Genomic DNA, 17,667 nt, shown 5'->3' on the forward strand with positions numbered 1-17,667 from the left:
CCTGGAGGTGTCCTTTCCTGATTACCCCGTGTCTTTATATATGATGAATATCCAAGAAGCACGGACATTTGTTGCCAGGTTTGCAGAAGGCAACTACTCAAGGGAGGACCACCAGTCTTTCCGTGAATGGATGAGCCGGGCTCCTTTGGATCATGTTGGTTCACTTATGAGTGAATATGAAACCCTGTTAAAAAGGGTTGTATTTGCAAGTAATCCTCCTACTTTATGGGCTGATTCGCTGGAAAACAAGCTTGATGGCTTGAGTAAAGGCAAAGTGGTAGCAATGCCGGGCAGAAAGCGCAATATGGTGGTTGGCTGGGCAGCTGCTGCTGTGGTGGTTCTCGGAACAGGTATCTATTTGATGCTGAATAAAGGAGAGAGCGTAACTGCTCCTGTTTCTGAGACTGCAGGTATAGTTGAAAACGCTATCCTCCCGGGTACTGATAAAGCTGTTCTTCGCCTGGCGGATGGCCGTGATGTTCAGCTCAATGGAACAGTTGACGGACTGGTTGCAGAAGAAGGTGGTTCCTCCATCAGAAAGATCAATGCCAGCACCCTGGTTTATGAGCCAATGGCCGATACACAAGGGGCTGAAGTATATAATACAATTACCACTCCCAAAGGTGGTCAGTACCAGGTGATCCTGCCTGATCAGACGAAGATCTGGCTCAATGCAGGTTCAAGTATCCGGTTCCCGGTAGCTTTTACCGGTAAAGAACGCAGGGTAGCCATCACTGGTGAAGTGTATTTTGAAGTGGCAAAGAATCCCAAAATGCCTTTCAAAGCGGTGATTGCTTCTGAGCTGACTTCCGGAGGTGTTACCAAGGGAAGGGGAGAAGTGGAAGTTGTTGGAACACATTTCAATATCATGGCTTATCCCAATGAGCCAACCATACAAACCACCTTGCTGAAAGGGTCTGTGAAAGTGGTGAGCGACAAGCTCTCCAGGATTCTGAAACCCGGTCAGCAGGCAAAGATCACTGATTTTCCGGTTTCTTCTGATGTGCTTACCGTTCAGGATATTCCGAATGCGGAAAATCTGGTGGCCTGGAAAGATGGTTTCTTCCCCGGAGCTTCAGTGGATGTGATGATGCGCCAGGTGGCAAGATGGTATGATGTTGAACTTGAATTCGAAGGAAAGACTCCAGATATAAAATTCGAGGGTCAGTTACCCAGATCTGCAAACATCGAAGATGTGCTGAAGATCCTGGATGCTAACGGGATACATACAGTGCTCGACAAAGTAAAAAGGAAAATAGTTGTAAAACCATAGTTCTCAACAAAATAAGCATCAATAAAAGTTGTTGTCTATTTGAAACTCATTTTCCATTAATCATTAAGCCCATCCTAGTGCTGCTTTTTTCGGAAAATAAGAAGCGGCGGAAGCTACTTACTGCGACCTTAGGCTATATTTGCTAAGGGTTCGCAGTTTGTAGCTTTTATACTATTGTGAAGGAATCGCGGGAGGCCCGGCTATCAAGTCAATTTCCGCGTAGTAGTGTAAAGTAAATTCCTTTCATTCAGTTACACGAAAACAGTAACCTTCTACCAGGATGTGGAAAACCTTTAAGACAACTGCTTTTTTACTGATCGTTTGCTTGTTCCATGGTGTGGAGGCTGACGCGCAGATAAACCTGTCTTATGATAACACTCCGGTAAAGAAGGTTTTTGAATCCATCAGAAAGCAATCCAACTACAGTTTTTATTTCCAAAACACAGTATTCGACGGAACTGAACGTGTAACCATCAAGGTTGACAATGTTACTGTTCAAACGGCCCTGGATCTGATCAAACAGCAGCTTCCCATTGACTTTGTAATAGCAGGCAACATCATCACCGTTTTAAGAACTCAACCCCGGCCACCGCCTCCGGCGCCACAGGCGCCAGCTCCGGTTATGCAGCTCCGTGGGATGGTAACCGATGAACAGAATGAACCGCTTAACGGCGCCACCATCTATTTGAAACGGCTGCCCATGTCCGTTGCCACCAATATCGATGGCAGGTTTACCTTACCCGGTGTAAGGCCGGGAGATTCAATTGTTATTACCAATGTGGGGTACGATAAACAGGAGATGGTGGTGGATGAAAACCTGAAATTAAATGTAAAGCTGGTAGCCAGGGCAAATGACCTGAAGGATGTATCTATTACAACCGGTATCAGCAGGAATGCCGGAAGAAGGGTCACAGGTGCTTTTTCAGTTGTGGATGCAAAACTGTATAATCGCGGAGCTGGTGTAAGCTTGATCGACAGGTTGGAGAGTGTGACGCCGGGTTTGCTGGTGAATAAGAATATTGTAAGTGGTGTAAATCAGTCTGAGATCAGTATCAGAGGAAGGGCCACTATTTATGCCAATGCAGAGCCGCTGATTGTGCTGGATAATTTTCCGTACAATGGAACATTGAGCAGCATCAACCCGAATGACGTGGAGAAAGTGACTGTATTGAAAGACCCGGCATCTGCAGGTATCTGGGGCGCTTATTCAGGTAATGGAGTTATAGTGGTTACAACCAAAAAAGGAAAGTACAATCAGGCATTGAAGACTTCCTTCTTTGCGAATCTTACTTATTCGGGTAAGCCTGATCTGTATTATCTTCCTATGTTGGGCTCATCTTCCAGGATCGATTTTGAAACTGATCTTTTTAACAGAGGCCATTACCGTTTCATGGAAACCAATACTGCCCGCCCGTTATTGTCTCCGCTTATTGAATTGCTGATCAAAAGAAGAGATGGAAAGATTGGTATGGCGGAAGCAGACGAACAAATAGAAAAATACCGGAATACCGATATACGCAATGACCTGGAGAAATATGTGTATGAAGATGTGCTCCTGCAGCAATATGGGATCAACTTGCGCGGCGGCGGTCCCAAAAATAATTTCTACTTTTCTGCAGGCCTCGATAACCAGCCTTTCAATATTCTGAATACCGGATTCAAACGCTTCACCCTTACCGGCAATAATACTTACCTGTTACTCGATAAACGACTTGAGATAAATACAGGTTTGATGTTCACATACAGCAGGATGATCACAAAACCAAGATGGCAGGAAGGATTGATCTATCCCTATACTCCATTGCAGGATGAACAAGGCAATGCTGCTGTTGTTCCATTCGGATACAGGCAGGCTTATAAAGATACTGCTGGTCATGGCGTATTGCTCGACTGGAACCTAAGGCCATTGGATGAAGTAAGGATGAATGGTGTAAGAAATGATGTGAACAGTTACAGGGTAGATCTGGGACTGAAATATAAAATCCTGAAAGGACTGAATGTAAATGTACTTTATCAGTATGTAAAGGATCTATCCGAAAACTATGATTACAGAAGTCAGGAAACTTATTATACCAGGAACCTGATCAATTTATATACGAGGATAGGAACAAGAGGAGAAGTCATCAGGCCTGTACCGCTGGGAGGCATTCTTGATTTTTCCAGTTTGTCTAAGAACTCCCACAATTTTCGAGGTCAGCTGGAATACAGAAAATCCTTAGGCGACCATGAATTGTCTGCAGTTGTTGGAACAGATATCCGTACTGTTAACGGTCAGACCAGGCAATACCGTGAATATGGATATAACGAACAGAACCAGTCAAGTAAGCAGGTAGATCTTGAAAGTGATTTTCCGTATTATCATTTTCCCTTCCAGGTAGCTAAGATTCCTTATCCATATACAAATCCACACAGGAAAACATCCTTCAATTTCTTTTCAGCATATACAAACCTGCTCTATACTTATAATCATAAGTACAATGTATCGCTGAGCCTTAGAGAGGATGAATCCAATCTCTTCGGAGTAAAAACAAACCAGAAAGGTGTTCCGCTCTGGACCGCAGGCCTCAGCTGGAATATTAACAAAGAGAAATTTTATAACCTGAACTGGTTGCCCGAGCTGAAGCTGAGGTTGGCCAATGGAATCAACGGAAATGTGGATCAGACTGTTTCTGCATATACAGTTGCCACCAGGGATGGAAGGAATCAGTATGGAAGTGCAACAGCCTCGATTCTGAATGCACCTAATCCCTCATTGCGATGGGAAAGGGTATATATGATCAACGCGGGCGCAGATTTTGGTTTCAGGGATGGAGTTGTTTCAGGCAGTTTGGATTTTTTTATCAGAAGAGCGACTGATCTTATCGGCATAAATCCCATTGATCCTACAACTGGTGTAGAACTTTTTAAGGGCAATACCGCTGCCATGAAGGGAAAAGGAATCGATCTGGTGTTGAATGCAAAATTGATTCGCAGGAAATTCAGCTGGAATACCAGCGTGTTGGCCAGCTATAACCTGGATAAAGTATCTGATTATGATGAAGAAAAGGGAACTATTGGTTATTTTCTTGATGGCTTCCGGATATCTCCGCTTTCCGGAAACCCTCTTTATTCCATTTATGCATTCAAATGGATGGGATTGGATCCTGTAAATGGCGACCCTCTTGGTTTCCTGAACGGGCAAAAGAGTAAAGAATATAGTAAGATCATAAATTCAACTGACTTTTCTGATCTGAAATACATGGGATCTTCCATGCCGGTTGTTTTTGGAAGCCTGATCAATTCATTCAGCTATAAGAATCTGGAACTGTCTTGTATTGTGACTTATAAACTTGGTTATTTTTTCAGAAAGCCCTCTGTGTATTATTTTGAAATGATTTCTGGTTATAGTCTGGGTCATGCTGATTATGATAAGCGATGGAAGGCTAGTGGCGATGAAGAGCATACTTATGTTCCTTCATTCAAATATCCGTCTGATTTTATCCGTGATAATTTTTACACGAACTCAGAAGTACTGGTTGAGCGGGCCGATCATATACGATTGAAAGATGTACGGTTGGCGTACATGTTCAACAAGCAGGAAAAGGGAAAAATGCCGGCAGTACATGCAGAATTGTTCCTGCATGTAAATAATGTAGGCTTGATCTGGAAAGCAAACAAGCAGGGAATTGATCCGGATTTTATCAATGCAGTTCCTGTTGCGCGTAGTTATACATTAGGCTTAAAACTGGACTTGTAATTTCTATTAAACAGCATCAGTATGTTTACTGCTTATCGTTGTTTGTTATTGTGTATTCTTGGTTCCATGACCTTGCTGTCTTGTGGAGTCAAAAAGGAGTTTCTGGATGAGAAACCCAGTTCCGATGTTTTCATTCCTACTACGATCGATGACCTGCGTGCCTTGCTGGACAATGATGTTTACAATAATGAAATGACGGAGCTGGGAACTTTATCTGCAGACGAATATTACTTTATGCCAGGTTTCTGGGAATCCTTAGGCGCTAAGGAGCGTAATTGTTATATATGGTCTTCCGATATATTTGAAGGGCAGGGAAGGATCCGTGATTATAACCTGCCCTATAAACAGGTGTTCTATGCTAATGTTGTATTGGAGGAGCTGGCAAAGAATTCAGTACCCAATGCCAGTCAGACTGATATTGAAGAAGTAAAAGGTACTGCGCTTTTCATTCGTGGGTTAGCTTTCTTTAATGTTGCACAGCAATTCGCAGGAATATATGATGAAAGTAGCTCAGGCAGTGATCCTGGAATTTCAATCAGGTTAGTTCCGGATGTGGATGAAAGGGCAACCAGATCAACTTTAAAGGCGTCATATGACCAGATTTTTGAAGACCTGAATCAGGCTGTAAAATTATTACCTGATTCCGTTCCGGTATTGTTGCGTAACAGACCCAGTAAGCCTGCTGCCTTTGCATTATTGGCCAGGATCTATCTGAGCATGCGCAACTATCAGAAAGCTCACCAGTTTGCCGACAGCAGTCTTAAATATTACAGTAAGTTGATTGACTATGATTCAATAAACCCCAATGCATTTCTTCCATTTTCTCCTCAGAATAATGAGACTTTATACCAGGGCAGACTGAATACACTATCTGCCGTAGTAAACGGAGTCAATACGCCAGCCTGTGTAATTGATTCTAATCTCTTCAAATCTTATGACGCAAATGATCTTCGCAGGTCCATTTATTTTATCAGGAATACGGAGGGACTTCCTTGTATGAAAGGGGGTTATTCCGGCACTATTTTGACTTTCGGCGGCCTGGCGGTAGATGAAGTAATTATGATCAGGGCTGAATGCCTGGCCCGCGCTAACAAAGTGAATGATGCAATGAATGCATTGAACGGTCTGATCCGTCTCAGGTATATAAAAAACACATACGTTAACAAAGTTGCTCTCACTGCTGAACAGGCACTTAAAATAATTCTTGAAGAGAGAAAGAAGGAACTGGTATTCCGAGGAGTCAGGTGGACTGATCTCAAGAGATTGAACAGGGAAGGAGCAGCAATCAGGCTAACGAGGGTGCTCAATGGAGTAACATACCGGTTAGAACCTAATGATCCGAAATATATCCTGCCTATTCCTCCGGATGTGATCGCATTAACAGGAATGGCTCAGAATCAGCGTTGATATTTCCTCTTCACTTCGATTAATACAATCAGGTTTTCTGATTACCAAATGTTTTAATGGTATTAAATGCAAGTCCCCCCGAAGAAGCGGGGGGACTGTACTAATCAAATACCATTAACCATTAAACCTTATCCTATGAAAACATGAATTTAGGATATTTTGCAATAAACCAAAAATTTTGTGGTGGAAACGCCGGAAGTAATCATCATCCTTTGAATTCCTGATACATGGCGTAGGTTTGTTTTATTTGCATTCGTCAATATTTCCAGGTAGCCCAGAAAAAAAAGACACCAGGGTAACTGGTGTCTTGAAATTATTGAAGGAGATAATTAATAGTAAAGAGGCATGAAGCAGCCTTGCTGGCAGGGAGCAAATTGTTCTGAACCATTGATCTGGTAGTAAGTACAATTATTATAGGGGGCATATTCGCAGGTATAGTCAATGCCCAGCCTGCCTGCCGGAATATAATAATAGCCCCAGGGCGTACTCATCCTGAAGAATTGCTGTTGTTGCGCGCACCAGGGTTCCCGGGAGCTCGCTATTGCCGCCGTAACCGAAACGGTTACAGCTAAAAAGAAGAAAATATACTTTGCCTTTTTCATAGAATATTGTTTGAAATAAATGCAAGAAGGGAAGATAGTGAATAAGCAATGTAACAGAGATGCTATTCTGTGGCATTTCATTTACAGAAAACAAAAAGCTGCTCTGAGCCAGAGCAGCTTTATATCTTGATGCGGAAAATTAAAATCTAGGGAGTGATAGGGCTATAAGTACCTGTTCTGCAGGCTTCCCAACCATTAGGTGTTAAGATAAACGTACAGGATGTAGTAATAGCCCCGTTGCAATAATAGTTTACACCATATTGACCGGTAGCTACATAAACGCCTTCAGCCTGTCTGTAATACTGCTGCTGATTATAGCAGTCGAACTTCTTCTTTGCTGCAAATGCGCCTGTAACGGCTGTAATGATGACCACCGCCAGCAGTATCATTTTCATTTTTTTCATAAAATTGTTTTGAGTTTTTAATTAAAGTTAAAGTACCTGCATATTGAGCCTAACCTGGATCCTGGCCGCAGGCTTTAGCCAGTACCAGATATCCGGATATAATTTTACCTGATCCCGGCAAACTGAAACTGCCGGAAAAAGGATGGTTTACAATCAATGTCTCATTGTCGCAATTGCTGTATACAGCAATACGAAACCTTGAATGTGCCTGTAAGAAACAATAGGTAAAGTTGTGTGGAGATAATCTGCCTTAAACCTTTAATAAAATCAGAAGCCATGTGGTCCGCGAAATGATGATTAATAAATTAGCCTCCGTCAATAGCGACAAGGAGGAAATGGTTAGTCATAAGTTAGTTGGTCAGAATGGTTGAAAATGGAAATGATCAGTAAGCCATCATTTGCGGCTGCACCGGTCGCTGCTGCGTGGGTTTCAGCAGGAAAAGCGCAATTGCATTGATCAGCAAAAAGAACAGGTTGAACACCAGGTGTTGTGGCCAGGTGAACGAACTGATAACACCACCACAGCTGCACGGCACACGGGCCAGCGCATTCAGAATGATCAGCATTATATACGTTGTGAATACTGACAGTAAACCCAGAGATGCCCAGAGGGCTGGCTTGCGCGTTCGCTCAAAAAGCAAGCATCCTGCTATCAGCAACTGCGCACCAGGAATCAGGTATACCAATACCGGCTTACTCCACTGAAATATGGGTTGATTGAAAATATTACCGTAAAAAAATCTGAAGGATAAAACCTGGGTAAGACTCGTATAGAGGTACAACAGGATCAACAGGGAAACTATGCCTTCCAGTGCTATCTTTTTTTTCATAAAATCAGAGAATATCTTTAAAAATGGCTGGTTGATTCAATTGCCCGGCTTCTATACCCATACACAGATTAAAGTACATGGTATGTATACAGGACTGATCGGCATAGTTTAGATGCCCAGATAAAGTATTCCCAATTTGTAACGTGTAAAACGAATCGTCCAGGAGATTCAACATCTCATTGGACAGGACAAGGGGAGAATATTGCTGAGCCTTTGTAACCAAAATAGTCTGTAACCAAATTCTAAGTGTTTTCACTTAGCATTGAAAAATTACCCCAATTTATTTCTTTAACTATGCTTTTCAAGAAAATCTTTCAAAAAGTTGACCGGAATCAAGAAAATAGTGTTGATTTTGGATGGTTAACCGTAAATCGTTATGTGAAAATGCCCCTTTGTGGTTGTTTTGCGTAGTATTAGTGTCGGTTACCCGCAAAAAAAGGGTGAAAAAACCTCAAAAAAAACATCCCCCGATATTAAATGGAGTCATATTCTGTTGCAACATCAATAAGTAAAAGTAATACATTTTTCGGTTATTGATAGACGTTATAATTGTGGCGGCTAACCGCCATTTTACCTTTTATCGCCGTTTTTTCGTTAATTATACACAACCATTTACAAGCTATATTGTATGCTCCAACAACAGGAATCCATGCTGCAACCAACTCCGCTAGCAAGCAATGAATGGCAACCCTGGTGGGGAGGCAGGGGAACCGATGTCTGGCAAATGATACAGGCTGCCACCACCGGTAATATCACTGTCATTCGTCAATTGCTGAAATCAACCCCCTCTCTCATCAACTGCTCATATCAGTACTACACTCCACTCTATTTTGCCATCAGGGAAAATCACCCAGAACTGGTGGAATACCTGCTTCGCCATACATCCAATACAGGATCCTGGCCCGGGAGCTTGCCTGCCATTGCAAGAGATAGAGGACTGGAAAAAATGGCTGTTTACGTTGAGAAATTACTGAAAGATCTTTTTCATATCTGCCCGGAGGGCAACAGGATCGCAGCAGCTATCAGGTCCGGCGAGCTGCAGCAGGTGCATGATATGATAAAACGCCAGCCTGCGTTTCTGAAGGTTGCCGATGAATATGGAAACAGTCCTATTCACTGGGCCGTACTCACCAGGCAATTGCCTCTGATCTCTTTCCTGCTGGAATGTGGCGCAGACATTAATATGAAAAGGCCGGATGGCGCGAGGCCGCTCGATCTTACCAATGGAGATTATTATTACAGGAGTTGGTGCCGCGATCTTCCTCCGGGTGCCATTCAGCAACACCAGGTGATTGCCGGTTATCTCATTGCGCATGGCGCTTATTATGATATCGGAAATGCTGCAAAATTCGGTGATTTATCCCGTGTTACAGAATTACTGGACAGCGATCCATCGCTCCTTAAAAAAGCACCGGATTATATTTCTTACTATTCCGGTTATGCGCTGCGGAATGCAGCAGGAGCGGGGCATCTGGATACTGTAAAGCTATTGCTCGAGCGCGGAGCTGATCCCAATTTCCCCGAGCCTGGTATTGCACCATGGGGCGGCGCATTGCACGCGGCCGTTGCATCGCATCACCGTCAGATTGCACAACTGTTGCTGGAAAGCGGTGCCAATCCGAATGCTGCCGTGGAATCATCAGGTAATGTAATGTCGCGCGCAAAATCTGCCAATGCTCCGGCTGAGCTGATCGATCTGCTGGCTGCTTATGGCGCAGCACAAACTGTTGAACTCCTCTGCTATTATAATAACCTGGAAGAATTGTCGCAGGCATTCAATGCAAACCCTTTTCTGGAAGTTCCTCCCGAAGCGCTTGATGCTGCTATTCAGGAAGGTAACCAGACCACCATTGAACTGATCCTTCGTTTTCATCCCAATATTCTGAAAAAACATTCGCTGCAAAAATTCTCAAATGTGAACCTGGCCAGGTGGCTGATGAAAAATGGACTTAATCCCAATACACCCAATTGGCTTGGAGTCACTCCACTCCATCAGGCAGCAGGGAATGGAAACATAGAAATGGCCGCCTTATGCCTGGAATTCGGCGCCCGGATCAATGCAGAAGAATCTGATTATGCTTCCACACCGCTTGGCTGGGCTGCCCGCAACGGGCATCGCAGTATGGTAGCCTTTCTCCTGCAGGAAGGAGCAGATGCCATGGCGCCCCGTAACAGGCCATGGGCGCAGCCTGCATCCTGGGCGGAAAGGATGGGATATGAGGATATCGTGCTCCTGCTGCTGAACTGACACTGGTATCAGAATTGAAGTGATCTCCGCATGGAAAATCAATTATTCAACTATTCCGGAAATCCACTTTTTTCGCATACCTACACATGCGATCCTGCAGTGATCACTTTTGCCGGTAAATTGTTCCTGTATACCGGCCATGATGAAGCTCCTGCCGGAATCGAAGAATACATAATGAATAAATGGCTTTGCTTCTCCACGCAGGATCTGGTGACATGGGAAGAATATCCTTCACCGCTGAAGGCTACGGATTTTGCATGGGCAAAAGGAGATGCTTACGCAAGTTGTGTGATCCATTACAATGATAAATTTTACTGGTTCGTTGCTGTCTCTCATGCACATATCAAGGGCAAGGCAATCGGACTGGCTGTATCCGACAAACCCGAAGGACCTTTCAAGGATTTATTGGGCAAGGCTTTGATCACGCAGGATATGCTTCCTGCAACTGCCAACGAAAAAGCCAATCTTGATCCATCAGTGCTGATCGATCAGGATGGGCAGGTGTATATTTTCTGGGGCAACCAGCAATGCTATTTTGCCAAATTAAAGCCCGACCTTCATTCCATTGATGGCTCCATTTCCATTCTGCCCCTTCCGGATTTTGAAGAAGGAGCACATATCCACCAGAGAGCTGGCTGGTATTATCTCTCTTACGGATATGGATACCCTGAGCGCGTTGCTTATGCTATGAGCCGCCATCCGGAAGGTCCATGGGATTTTGCAGGGATACTGAACGAAGTGCCGGGAAATTGCGCCACCAACCGTCCGGCGATCATTTCATTCAACGGGCAGGATTATTTCATCTATCATAACGGAACTCTGAAAGAGGGTGGTAGTCACCGCCGTTCAGTGTGTATAGATCAGCTGCATTACAATACCGACGGAACCATACAAAGAGTGATCATGACCAGTGAGGGGATCTCCCCCGTACTCTCAACTGCAAGAGTGTTATAAAAATTAAGGCCGGCAATCATAGAAATGATACCGGCCAGGTAAAAGCTGCGTAGCAACCTTTCCCTAACGCATCTTTATGTATGAGTTTGAAAAGATATAACCGGGTGTATCCTGTATGGTAGCGGGATACAGGTCAGTACAAGCTTATGGATCCGTAAAGGAACCGGCCTTTTTGTTCTGCAGTAATGATGTGAATTAATGATGTGAAGGCGGGCCTCTGAGGCGCAGGTTGTTACCGCATGCACCCAGGCAGGCTGAAGCCTTGTAAGGGCCTCCTCCAAAGCAGCCGTCAGAGTGGGGTGTACAAAAAGACTCCAATCTGTCATCTTCCGCATTTCCCAGCGTGCTGAAATTGAAATCACAAATGGGGCAATAACTATGATTTTCCCTGAACTGAAGATGCGAATGATCCTCGCTCTGTTTCAGTTGATGAATTTCGGGATGATGGTGATGTAACGCTTTCAACCCGGTAATGAAAAGCATCATTACCAGTAGCAGCATTGCCAGAAACTTTTGTATGATCTGTTTTCGCTTTTGCAAGAGAAATAATGAAAACAAAGATAGTAAATAATGCATCATTGTTGCATTTATTATTTCTGCCGTTCATAGATCAGCGTATTTCTGCGTGACCTCTTCACATACCACCAGGTAAACAGGGGCAATGCCAAAAGCTGGAATAAGAATACCAGCAGAGAAGGTATTCCCTGCAAAGCTGTTCCGGGCTCTTTGGTCAATAGCTGCTTTCCTAAAGGACCTGATGAAAAGATGATGATATTGATGAGATTCCAGCCCAGGTGCAATCCGGTCGGCAAGTACATGCTCTGTGTGGCAGCAAAGGCATAAGCCAGTGTTACTCCAATCAAAACCGTCATAAAGAAAACAAGCAATGCCATGCCTGGATTGCTCAATAACTGGTAAGTAAAAATATGATAGATCCCAAAGCACAGAGCTGATAGTATACAGGCTTTCAGCATGCCCATTTTCCGGATGGCAATGTACAACAAGGCGCCCCTGAACAATAATTCTTCAAACAGCACAGACTTTATCACATACCAGGCGCCGGTAAATAACGCGTGACTGGTAAAAGCCTTATTCAGTTTCCAGTGAATGGTGCCGGCCAGGTGGCAGATAAGGCAACAGGCCGCTGCCCCCAGTATTCCTGCTCCCAGATCGCGCATCCTTTTTGAACTGATGCCGATCCCCAAAGCCGTAAGATGTTTCTTTTCAAAGAAGTAGAGGAGTAACCAGGAAATGAGGAGGCCAACAATTATTCCGAGCATGCAGTGTTTTGTTGTACCGAAGATATGTTGAAAGGGCAATAATTGAAAGTGGGCGAAGTAACAAATTGATAATAATTCAATAACCTTTAAAGGCTCCCACAGCGCTGAAGGTTACTAAATAACAACAGGTCGCACTGCACGGAGAGCGGCCTGTTGTTTATAAAAAATATGATCAGAGTGTCTTTTTTTCGGAACTCAAACTGAATGTATGTGAGAAGCCGCCTGCTCTGCTTACTACGGTCCGGTTTTCAAGTTTCTCTGAATATGCGGAGGCATCACAGTTGTCAGGGCTGTTGTTCCTGTCGTATTTATATACAACTTCCACGATCCGGTTTTCCCCTGTGCTTTCAATAACTTCTCCCCGGCTGTTTTTTCTTTCGATGATCTCAGTGGATTTTTTTAATATCAGATTGTTATAGGACAGTATGATTTCTTTCTCGAAAACCTCTTCTTCAAGGACTGTAAAAATTGAAAGTCCCAGGTTCTTGAACCTCCATGGACTGACCATCCTGTCATAATCATTTTCATAACTGAAATAGGTGGTGGTGCGGCCTGATCCTGGTTGTGTAGAGTCCGGCTTTTGCAGGTTACCGGCTGCATCATAGAACCATTTCACATCTTTGAAGGAATTCATCTGAGGGTTACGATAGCTGAAACCGGTGATCCGGCCCTGATTATCGATGGAATAAAAAGTGGTGTCTTTGTACAGTCCGGTACCGTTCTCATCTGAAATGATACCTGCAACATATGAAAGCTGTTTGAACTGGTCGTACCTGTAGTAATATGATTTTGCCCGATAATAAACGGTAGCTCCGGGGTCGGACTGCGTGTAATAACCTGCAGATTGAAGCCGGGCATCGTTGTATTCAAAATTGGCATATTGATACATCGTATCGAGACCACCGGCACCAAAGCCGGGCCGCCTGTGCGACTCCATACGGGTAACAAGACCTTCCTTGTTGTAGTAGAATTTGTGATACACATTGCCGAAATCGACCTGCTGTAGCTGGATCACTTCTTCCTTAGGCCTGGGGGGCGGTTCCTGATCCGGATTGCCCGATCCTTTACTGCATCCTGAAACTGCGATACCTGTAAAAAGTATACTGATGATAATCCTGTACATGAATGTTTTTAGTACAAAGAAAATCAGCAGCAGAGTAGTTTCAGACAGTTGCTATACCGTATGTATCTATTATCGTTACAGGATGCCGATAAATCCGGCTAAATAAACGGGTACAGTCATTTGAGAAATGCCTAAGCCCTGAGTTTTAGGTACAGGCGCCTGTTCGCTGGTCTGTCTTGCTTTAGCATCGGTTTTATACCGGGCAATTTTTGCCGGGCTTCCAAATAAGAAAAACAGTTTTTTACGGATGCCTTTAGCTTTTTTTACATCGATCAGGATGTCTCTATGCTCGTGGAAGTTCAGGTATAACGGATTTAAGCTTTTGTCGATACTGGTAGTAGTGCCGTAAATTACTTTTTCTCCTTCTGGTTCAAAGCTCTTGAACAATTTATCCCAGAAGATGAAGACGGCTCCGAAATTCTTATCTAAATATTTTTCATTTGAACCATGATGTACGCGGTGATTGGAAGGAGTAACAAAGATTTTTTCAATCCATGGATGGAGCTTTCCTATGTATTCTGTGTGCTGCCAGAACTGCGCCAGAACGGAGATTTGATTTACGATAAAGAAAATAACCGGATGAAAACCGAGGAAGGCGATAGGTAGAAAGAAAACTATTTTGAAATGTTGTACCCAGCTTAACCGGAATGAAACGGTGAGGTTGTAATTGTCTGCTGTGTGATGAATCACATGCGTTGACCAGAAAAAACGGTTGTAATGTGAGATCCTGTGCGCCCAATAACTGCAGAGATCAAAAAGCAGCAGGCAGGGGATCAGAGTCCACCAGCTTAAAGTCATCCGCCAGGGAACAAGATTGTAAATGAAAATACTTCCATAGATCATACCTGCTTTGAAAAGAAGGTTGATGCCCACATTTCCCAGGCCAACAAACATTGATCCCACAGATTCTTTTGTGCTATAGTTTCTTCGCTCTGAATACCAGGAATACCAGACTTCAAGGAAAGTGAAAAATGCCATTGCGGGTATTGCATAGACTACCAGGTCGGCGGCATTTTTTTCGATATTAGTCACTTGTGAGTAATCGATAGGGGCGGCGCCAAAAAATTGCAAAATGTACATTAGAGTAACAGGTTTTCATTTAAAAAGTGACTACAGGGAGCTGTTTCAAAATCAGGTCCTCTCCAAGATATGTGTTATTGGCCAGATATCGCGTGGAAAAGAGTGCACATCAGCATTTTAATGCACTCCTAATATTTTGATAATATTTTATAAACGTTGGTATACCCTTACCCAGTCAACCTCAAATCTGCGTGGGAATGTAGTGTTTTCAGGATTTCCTCCGTTTTGGCCGCCGATGGCGAGGTTCAGCAACATATAATGTGGTTGTTTGAATCCATTGAATCCGGAGCCGTCTTTATTCACCAGGGCTTCCATGGGGACTTTATTCAACAACTGGTCATCGAGATACAGCGCAATGAATGAATCGGTCCAGTCCATGCGCCAAACGTGAAATTTGCTGGCCCAGTCAATGCCACCCAGTGAGTCGGTAGAAAAGATATTGCTATGCCATTCCGTTCTGTTATCCTTGCCGAGCAAAGCGATGTTCGCCAGCAGCTTTTTACGATAATATTCCATTATATCGATCTCGCCATTGGCTGGCCAGTTCCTGGTAACGCCAAGTGTCCACCAGGCTGGCCATAATCCATCGCTGATATCGATGCGGCCTCTCATTTCGAAACGTCCATATTGCCATTGGCCTTTGCCGGCTGTAATAAGGCAGGATGAGGTATACCCGGCAGCCGGGTATTTCCTGCGCCAGTCAGTTGAGCCTGCTGTATATCCTGGATTGGGTTTGTCTTCCCTGCGAGCTTCTATCACCAGCACTCCTTTTTCGCAACGTGCATTTTCCGGCTGATACCATTGCTGTTCTTCATTACGTACAAGGCCATACTCATAGTTCCATTTGGAAGTGTCGGGGTGGCCGGCATTGTTGAATTCATCCGACCATACCAGTAGGTATCCTTCTCCGGAATATTTCGATGCGGCAGAATGACTGCTTACAGATGATTTTGGTGAACTGCAGGCCATCGATAACAACAATGGCAAAGATGCACAGGCAAACGGAATTCTCATATGGTGTGTTATTCGTTCCGTTAAATCTAACAAAAAATGATTGTAAAGCAAAAGGTGCCTCCTGTTATGAAGACACCTTTTGCTTTAATAGATGAAGCTTATCCTTTTTTGAAAGCTGCTATAAGATCGTCCTTGATATCTTCAATATGCTCTATACCCAGCGAGATACGCAATAAGCCTGGTTCCACACCAGCGGAGTGCTGCTCCGCTTCTGTCAATTGCTGGTGGGTGGTAGTGGCCGGATGAATGATCAGTGTTTTGGCATCTCCCACATTTGCAAGGTGACTGATCAATTGCAGATTGTTCACCAGTTTGTCTGCGGCTTCATTGCCACCTTTTACCTTGAACGATAATACGCCGCCAAAACCATTGCGTAAATATTTTTTGGCCAGTTGATGGTATTTGTTATTGGGCAGGCCCGGGTAGTTTACATATTCTACCTGTGGATGCGACTGTAACCATTCGGCCAGTGCGAGTGCATTATCTACTGTGCGTTGCACACGCAGGCTGAGCGTTTCCAGTCCTTGCAGGAACAGGAAAGCATTGAAAGGAGCGAGGGCAGGTCCCAGACTGCGCAGTCCTGTTACGCGTGCGCGGATGATGTATGCGATATTTCCGAATGGACCATCGGTACCGAATATGTCCCAGAATTTCATATTATGATAGGCTTCATCCGGCTCAGTATAATATCCGAATTTTCCATTGCCCCAGTTGAAATTTCCCGCATCTACGATCACGCCTCCGATGCTGGTCCCATGACCTCCGATCCATTTGGTGGCAGATTCCACGATCACGTTGGCGCCGTAGTCGATAGGGCGGCAGAGGTAACCGGCTGCGCCGAAAGTGTTGTCTACGATCAACGGGATCTTGTGTTTCTGTGCGATCTCAGCAAGCCGTTCAAAATCAGGAACGCTGAAAGCCGGATTGCCAATGGTTTCCACATAGAGCGCTCGTGTACGGTCATTGATCTTTGCTTCAAAATCAGCGGGATTGTCGCCGTCTGCAAATTTTGCTTCGAAGCCCAGCCTTTTGAGGCTCACCTTGAACTGGTTATAGGTGCCACCATAGAGGAAGGAGGATGCCACGATATTGTCGCCCTGCTGCAGGATATTCTGCAATGCGAGGAACTGTGCCGATTGTCCTGAAGCGGTGGCCAGCGCGCCCACGCCACCGGCAAGCGCCGCGATCCTCTTCTCAAACACATCGGTGGTGGGGTTCATGATGCGTGTATAGATATTGCCGAACTCTTTCAGTCCAAACAGGTTGGCTGCATGCTCGGCGCTGTCGAATACATACGATGTTGTCTGGTAAAGCGGTACTGCCCTTGCTTTGGTAACGGGATCAGGTGTCTGGCCTGCATGGACCTGCAGGGTTTCGAAACGTAGGTTTTGCTGCGACATGATGATTGTTTTTTAATCTCTATAAATTTAGTAGACTAAAATCATATTGCAGGGGTTTGCCAGTTCTTTTTTTTGAAGTTTTTATTTCTTGAAAATCAGGCGGTGCACCTGTGTGCCTTTGGTTTTATTGATTATTCTGATCACATACACCCCTGTGTTCAGGCCATTCAGATCAACGGTAGCGGAGGAGGTGAACTGCTGTACGCCGCGTACCTGGTGGCCGCTGGCATTCAGAATACTCAGCTCGAAGCGCGCAAACCCGCCACTGTACCTGATTTGCAACTCACCGGCAACCGGGTTGGGGCCGATGTGCAAC

At 44.4% G+C, this 17,667-nt stretch carries 15 protein-coding genes; 5 read left to right on the forward strand and 10 right to left on the reverse strand.

Annotation, left to right across the window (positions count from 1 at the left end; genetic code table 11):
• Nucleotides 1-40 precede the first annotated feature (40 nt).
• The 3 genes from ACTHMC_RS14595 (at nucleotide 41) to ACTHMC_RS14605 (ending at nucleotide 6,416) form a co-directional block, all read left to right on the forward strand.
• Entirely contained in the window at nucleotides 41-1,273 is a 1,233-nt protein-coding gene (locus tag ACTHMC_RS14595) for a FecR family protein (protein WP_440414067.1), read from the forward strand.
• Between the two features lie 280 nt (nucleotides 1,274-1,553).
• On the forward strand, nucleotides 1,554-5,009 hold the full coding sequence (locus ACTHMC_RS14600) for a SusC/RagA family TonB-linked outer membrane protein (RefSeq protein WP_440414069.1): 3,456 nt from the start codon (nucleotides 1,554-1,556) through the stop codon (nucleotides 5,007-5,009).
• A 66-nt stretch (nucleotides 5,010-5,075) separates the two neighbouring features.
• Nucleotides 5,076-6,416: a RagB/SusD family nutrient uptake outer membrane protein gene (locus ACTHMC_RS14605; protein ID WP_440414070.1), complete on the forward strand. Its 1,341-nt coding sequence runs from the start codon at nucleotides 5,076-5,078 to the stop codon at nucleotides 6,414-6,416.
• A 329-nt stretch (nucleotides 6,417-6,745) separates the two neighbouring features.
• Here ACTHMC_RS14605 and ACTHMC_RS14610 read toward each other — a convergent pair whose 3' ends face one another.
• The 3 genes from ACTHMC_RS14610 to ACTHMC_RS14620 form a co-directional block, all read right to left on the reverse strand.
• Nucleotides 6,746-7,018: a hypothetical protein gene (locus tag ACTHMC_RS14610; protein WP_440414071.1), complete on the reverse strand. Its 273-nt coding sequence runs from the start codon at nucleotides 7,016-7,018 to the stop codon at nucleotides 6,746-6,748.
• A 146-nt stretch (nucleotides 7,019-7,164) separates the two neighbouring features.
• Nucleotides 7,165-7,422, reverse strand: coding sequence for a DUF6520 family protein (locus ACTHMC_RS14615; protein ID WP_440414073.1), 258 nt, complete (start codon nucleotides 7,420-7,422; stop codon nucleotides 7,165-7,167).
• A gap of 383 nt (nucleotides 7,423-7,805) precedes the next feature.
• On the reverse strand, nucleotides 7,806-8,252 hold the full coding sequence (locus ACTHMC_RS14620; protein WP_440414075.1) for a MauE/DoxX family redox-associated membrane protein: 447 nt from the start codon (nucleotides 8,250-8,252) through the stop codon (nucleotides 7,806-7,808).
• Between the two features lie 628 nt (nucleotides 8,253-8,880).
• Between ACTHMC_RS14620 and ACTHMC_RS14625 the strand changes: the two genes are divergently transcribed.
• Together ACTHMC_RS14625 and ACTHMC_RS14630 are read left to right on the forward strand one after the other, a co-directional pair.
• Complete coding sequence (locus ACTHMC_RS14625) at nucleotides 8,881-10,500, forward strand: ankyrin repeat domain-containing protein (RefSeq protein WP_440414077.1); 1,620 nt, start codon at nucleotides 8,881-8,883, stop codon at nucleotides 10,498-10,500.
• A gap of 30 nt (nucleotides 10,501-10,530) precedes the next feature.
• The gene (locus tag ACTHMC_RS14630; protein ID WP_440414078.1) at nucleotides 10,531-11,454 is read left to right on the forward strand and encodes a glycoside hydrolase family 43 protein; all 924 of its coding nucleotides are present in this window, start codon (nucleotides 10,531-10,533) and stop codon (nucleotides 11,452-11,454) included.
• A 376-nt stretch (nucleotides 11,455-11,830) separates the two neighbouring features.
• Here ACTHMC_RS14630 and ACTHMC_RS14635 read toward each other — a convergent pair whose 3' ends face one another.
• The 7 genes from ACTHMC_RS14635 to ACTHMC_RS14665 all read right to left on the reverse strand — a co-directional run.
• Nucleotides 11,831-12,061 (reverse strand): hypothetical protein, encoded by a 231-nt coding sequence (locus ACTHMC_RS14635; protein ID WP_440414080.1) that lies wholly within the window; start codon nucleotides 12,059-12,061, stop codon nucleotides 11,831-11,833.
• The gene (locus ACTHMC_RS14640) at nucleotides 12,045-12,734 is read right to left on the reverse strand and encodes a lysostaphin resistance A-like protein (RefSeq protein WP_440414082.1); all 690 of its coding nucleotides are present in this window, start codon (nucleotides 12,732-12,734) and stop codon (nucleotides 12,045-12,047) included. Before ACTHMC_RS14640 ends, ACTHMC_RS14635 begins: the two co-directional genes overlap by 17 nt.
• Nucleotides 12,735-12,906: 172 nt before the next feature.
• Nucleotides 12,907-13,857, reverse strand: coding sequence for a hypothetical protein (locus ACTHMC_RS14645; RefSeq protein ID WP_440414084.1), 951 nt, complete (start codon nucleotides 13,855-13,857; stop codon nucleotides 12,907-12,909).
• Between the two features lie 75 nt (nucleotides 13,858-13,932).
• Complete coding sequence (locus tag ACTHMC_RS14650; protein WP_440414086.1) at nucleotides 13,933-14,937, reverse strand: sterol desaturase family protein; 1,005 nt, start codon at nucleotides 14,935-14,937, stop codon at nucleotides 13,933-13,935.
• Nucleotides 14,938-15,084: 147 nt separating this feature from the next.
• Nucleotides 15,085-15,951: a glycoside hydrolase family 16 protein gene (locus tag ACTHMC_RS14655; protein ID WP_440414088.1), complete on the reverse strand. Its 867-nt coding sequence runs from the start codon at nucleotides 15,949-15,951 to the stop codon at nucleotides 15,085-15,087.
• Between the two features lie 98 nt (nucleotides 15,952-16,049).
• The gene (locus tag ACTHMC_RS14660; RefSeq protein ID WP_440414089.1) at nucleotides 16,050-17,351 is read right to left on the reverse strand and encodes an O-acetylhomoserine aminocarboxypropyltransferase/cysteine synthase family protein; all 1,302 of its coding nucleotides are present in this window, start codon (nucleotides 17,349-17,351) and stop codon (nucleotides 16,050-16,052) included.
• 81 nt (nucleotides 17,352-17,432) lie between these two features.
• Nucleotides 17,433-17,667 (reverse strand): T9SS type A sorting domain-containing protein (locus tag ACTHMC_RS14665; protein ID WP_440414091.1); only part of this gene is annotated, 235 nt, incomplete at its 5' end.

The organism is Pseudobacter sp., assembly GCF_051955275.1.
Taxonomy (GTDB): Bacteria; Bacteroidota; Bacteroidia; order Chitinophagales; family Chitinophagaceae; genus Pseudobacter.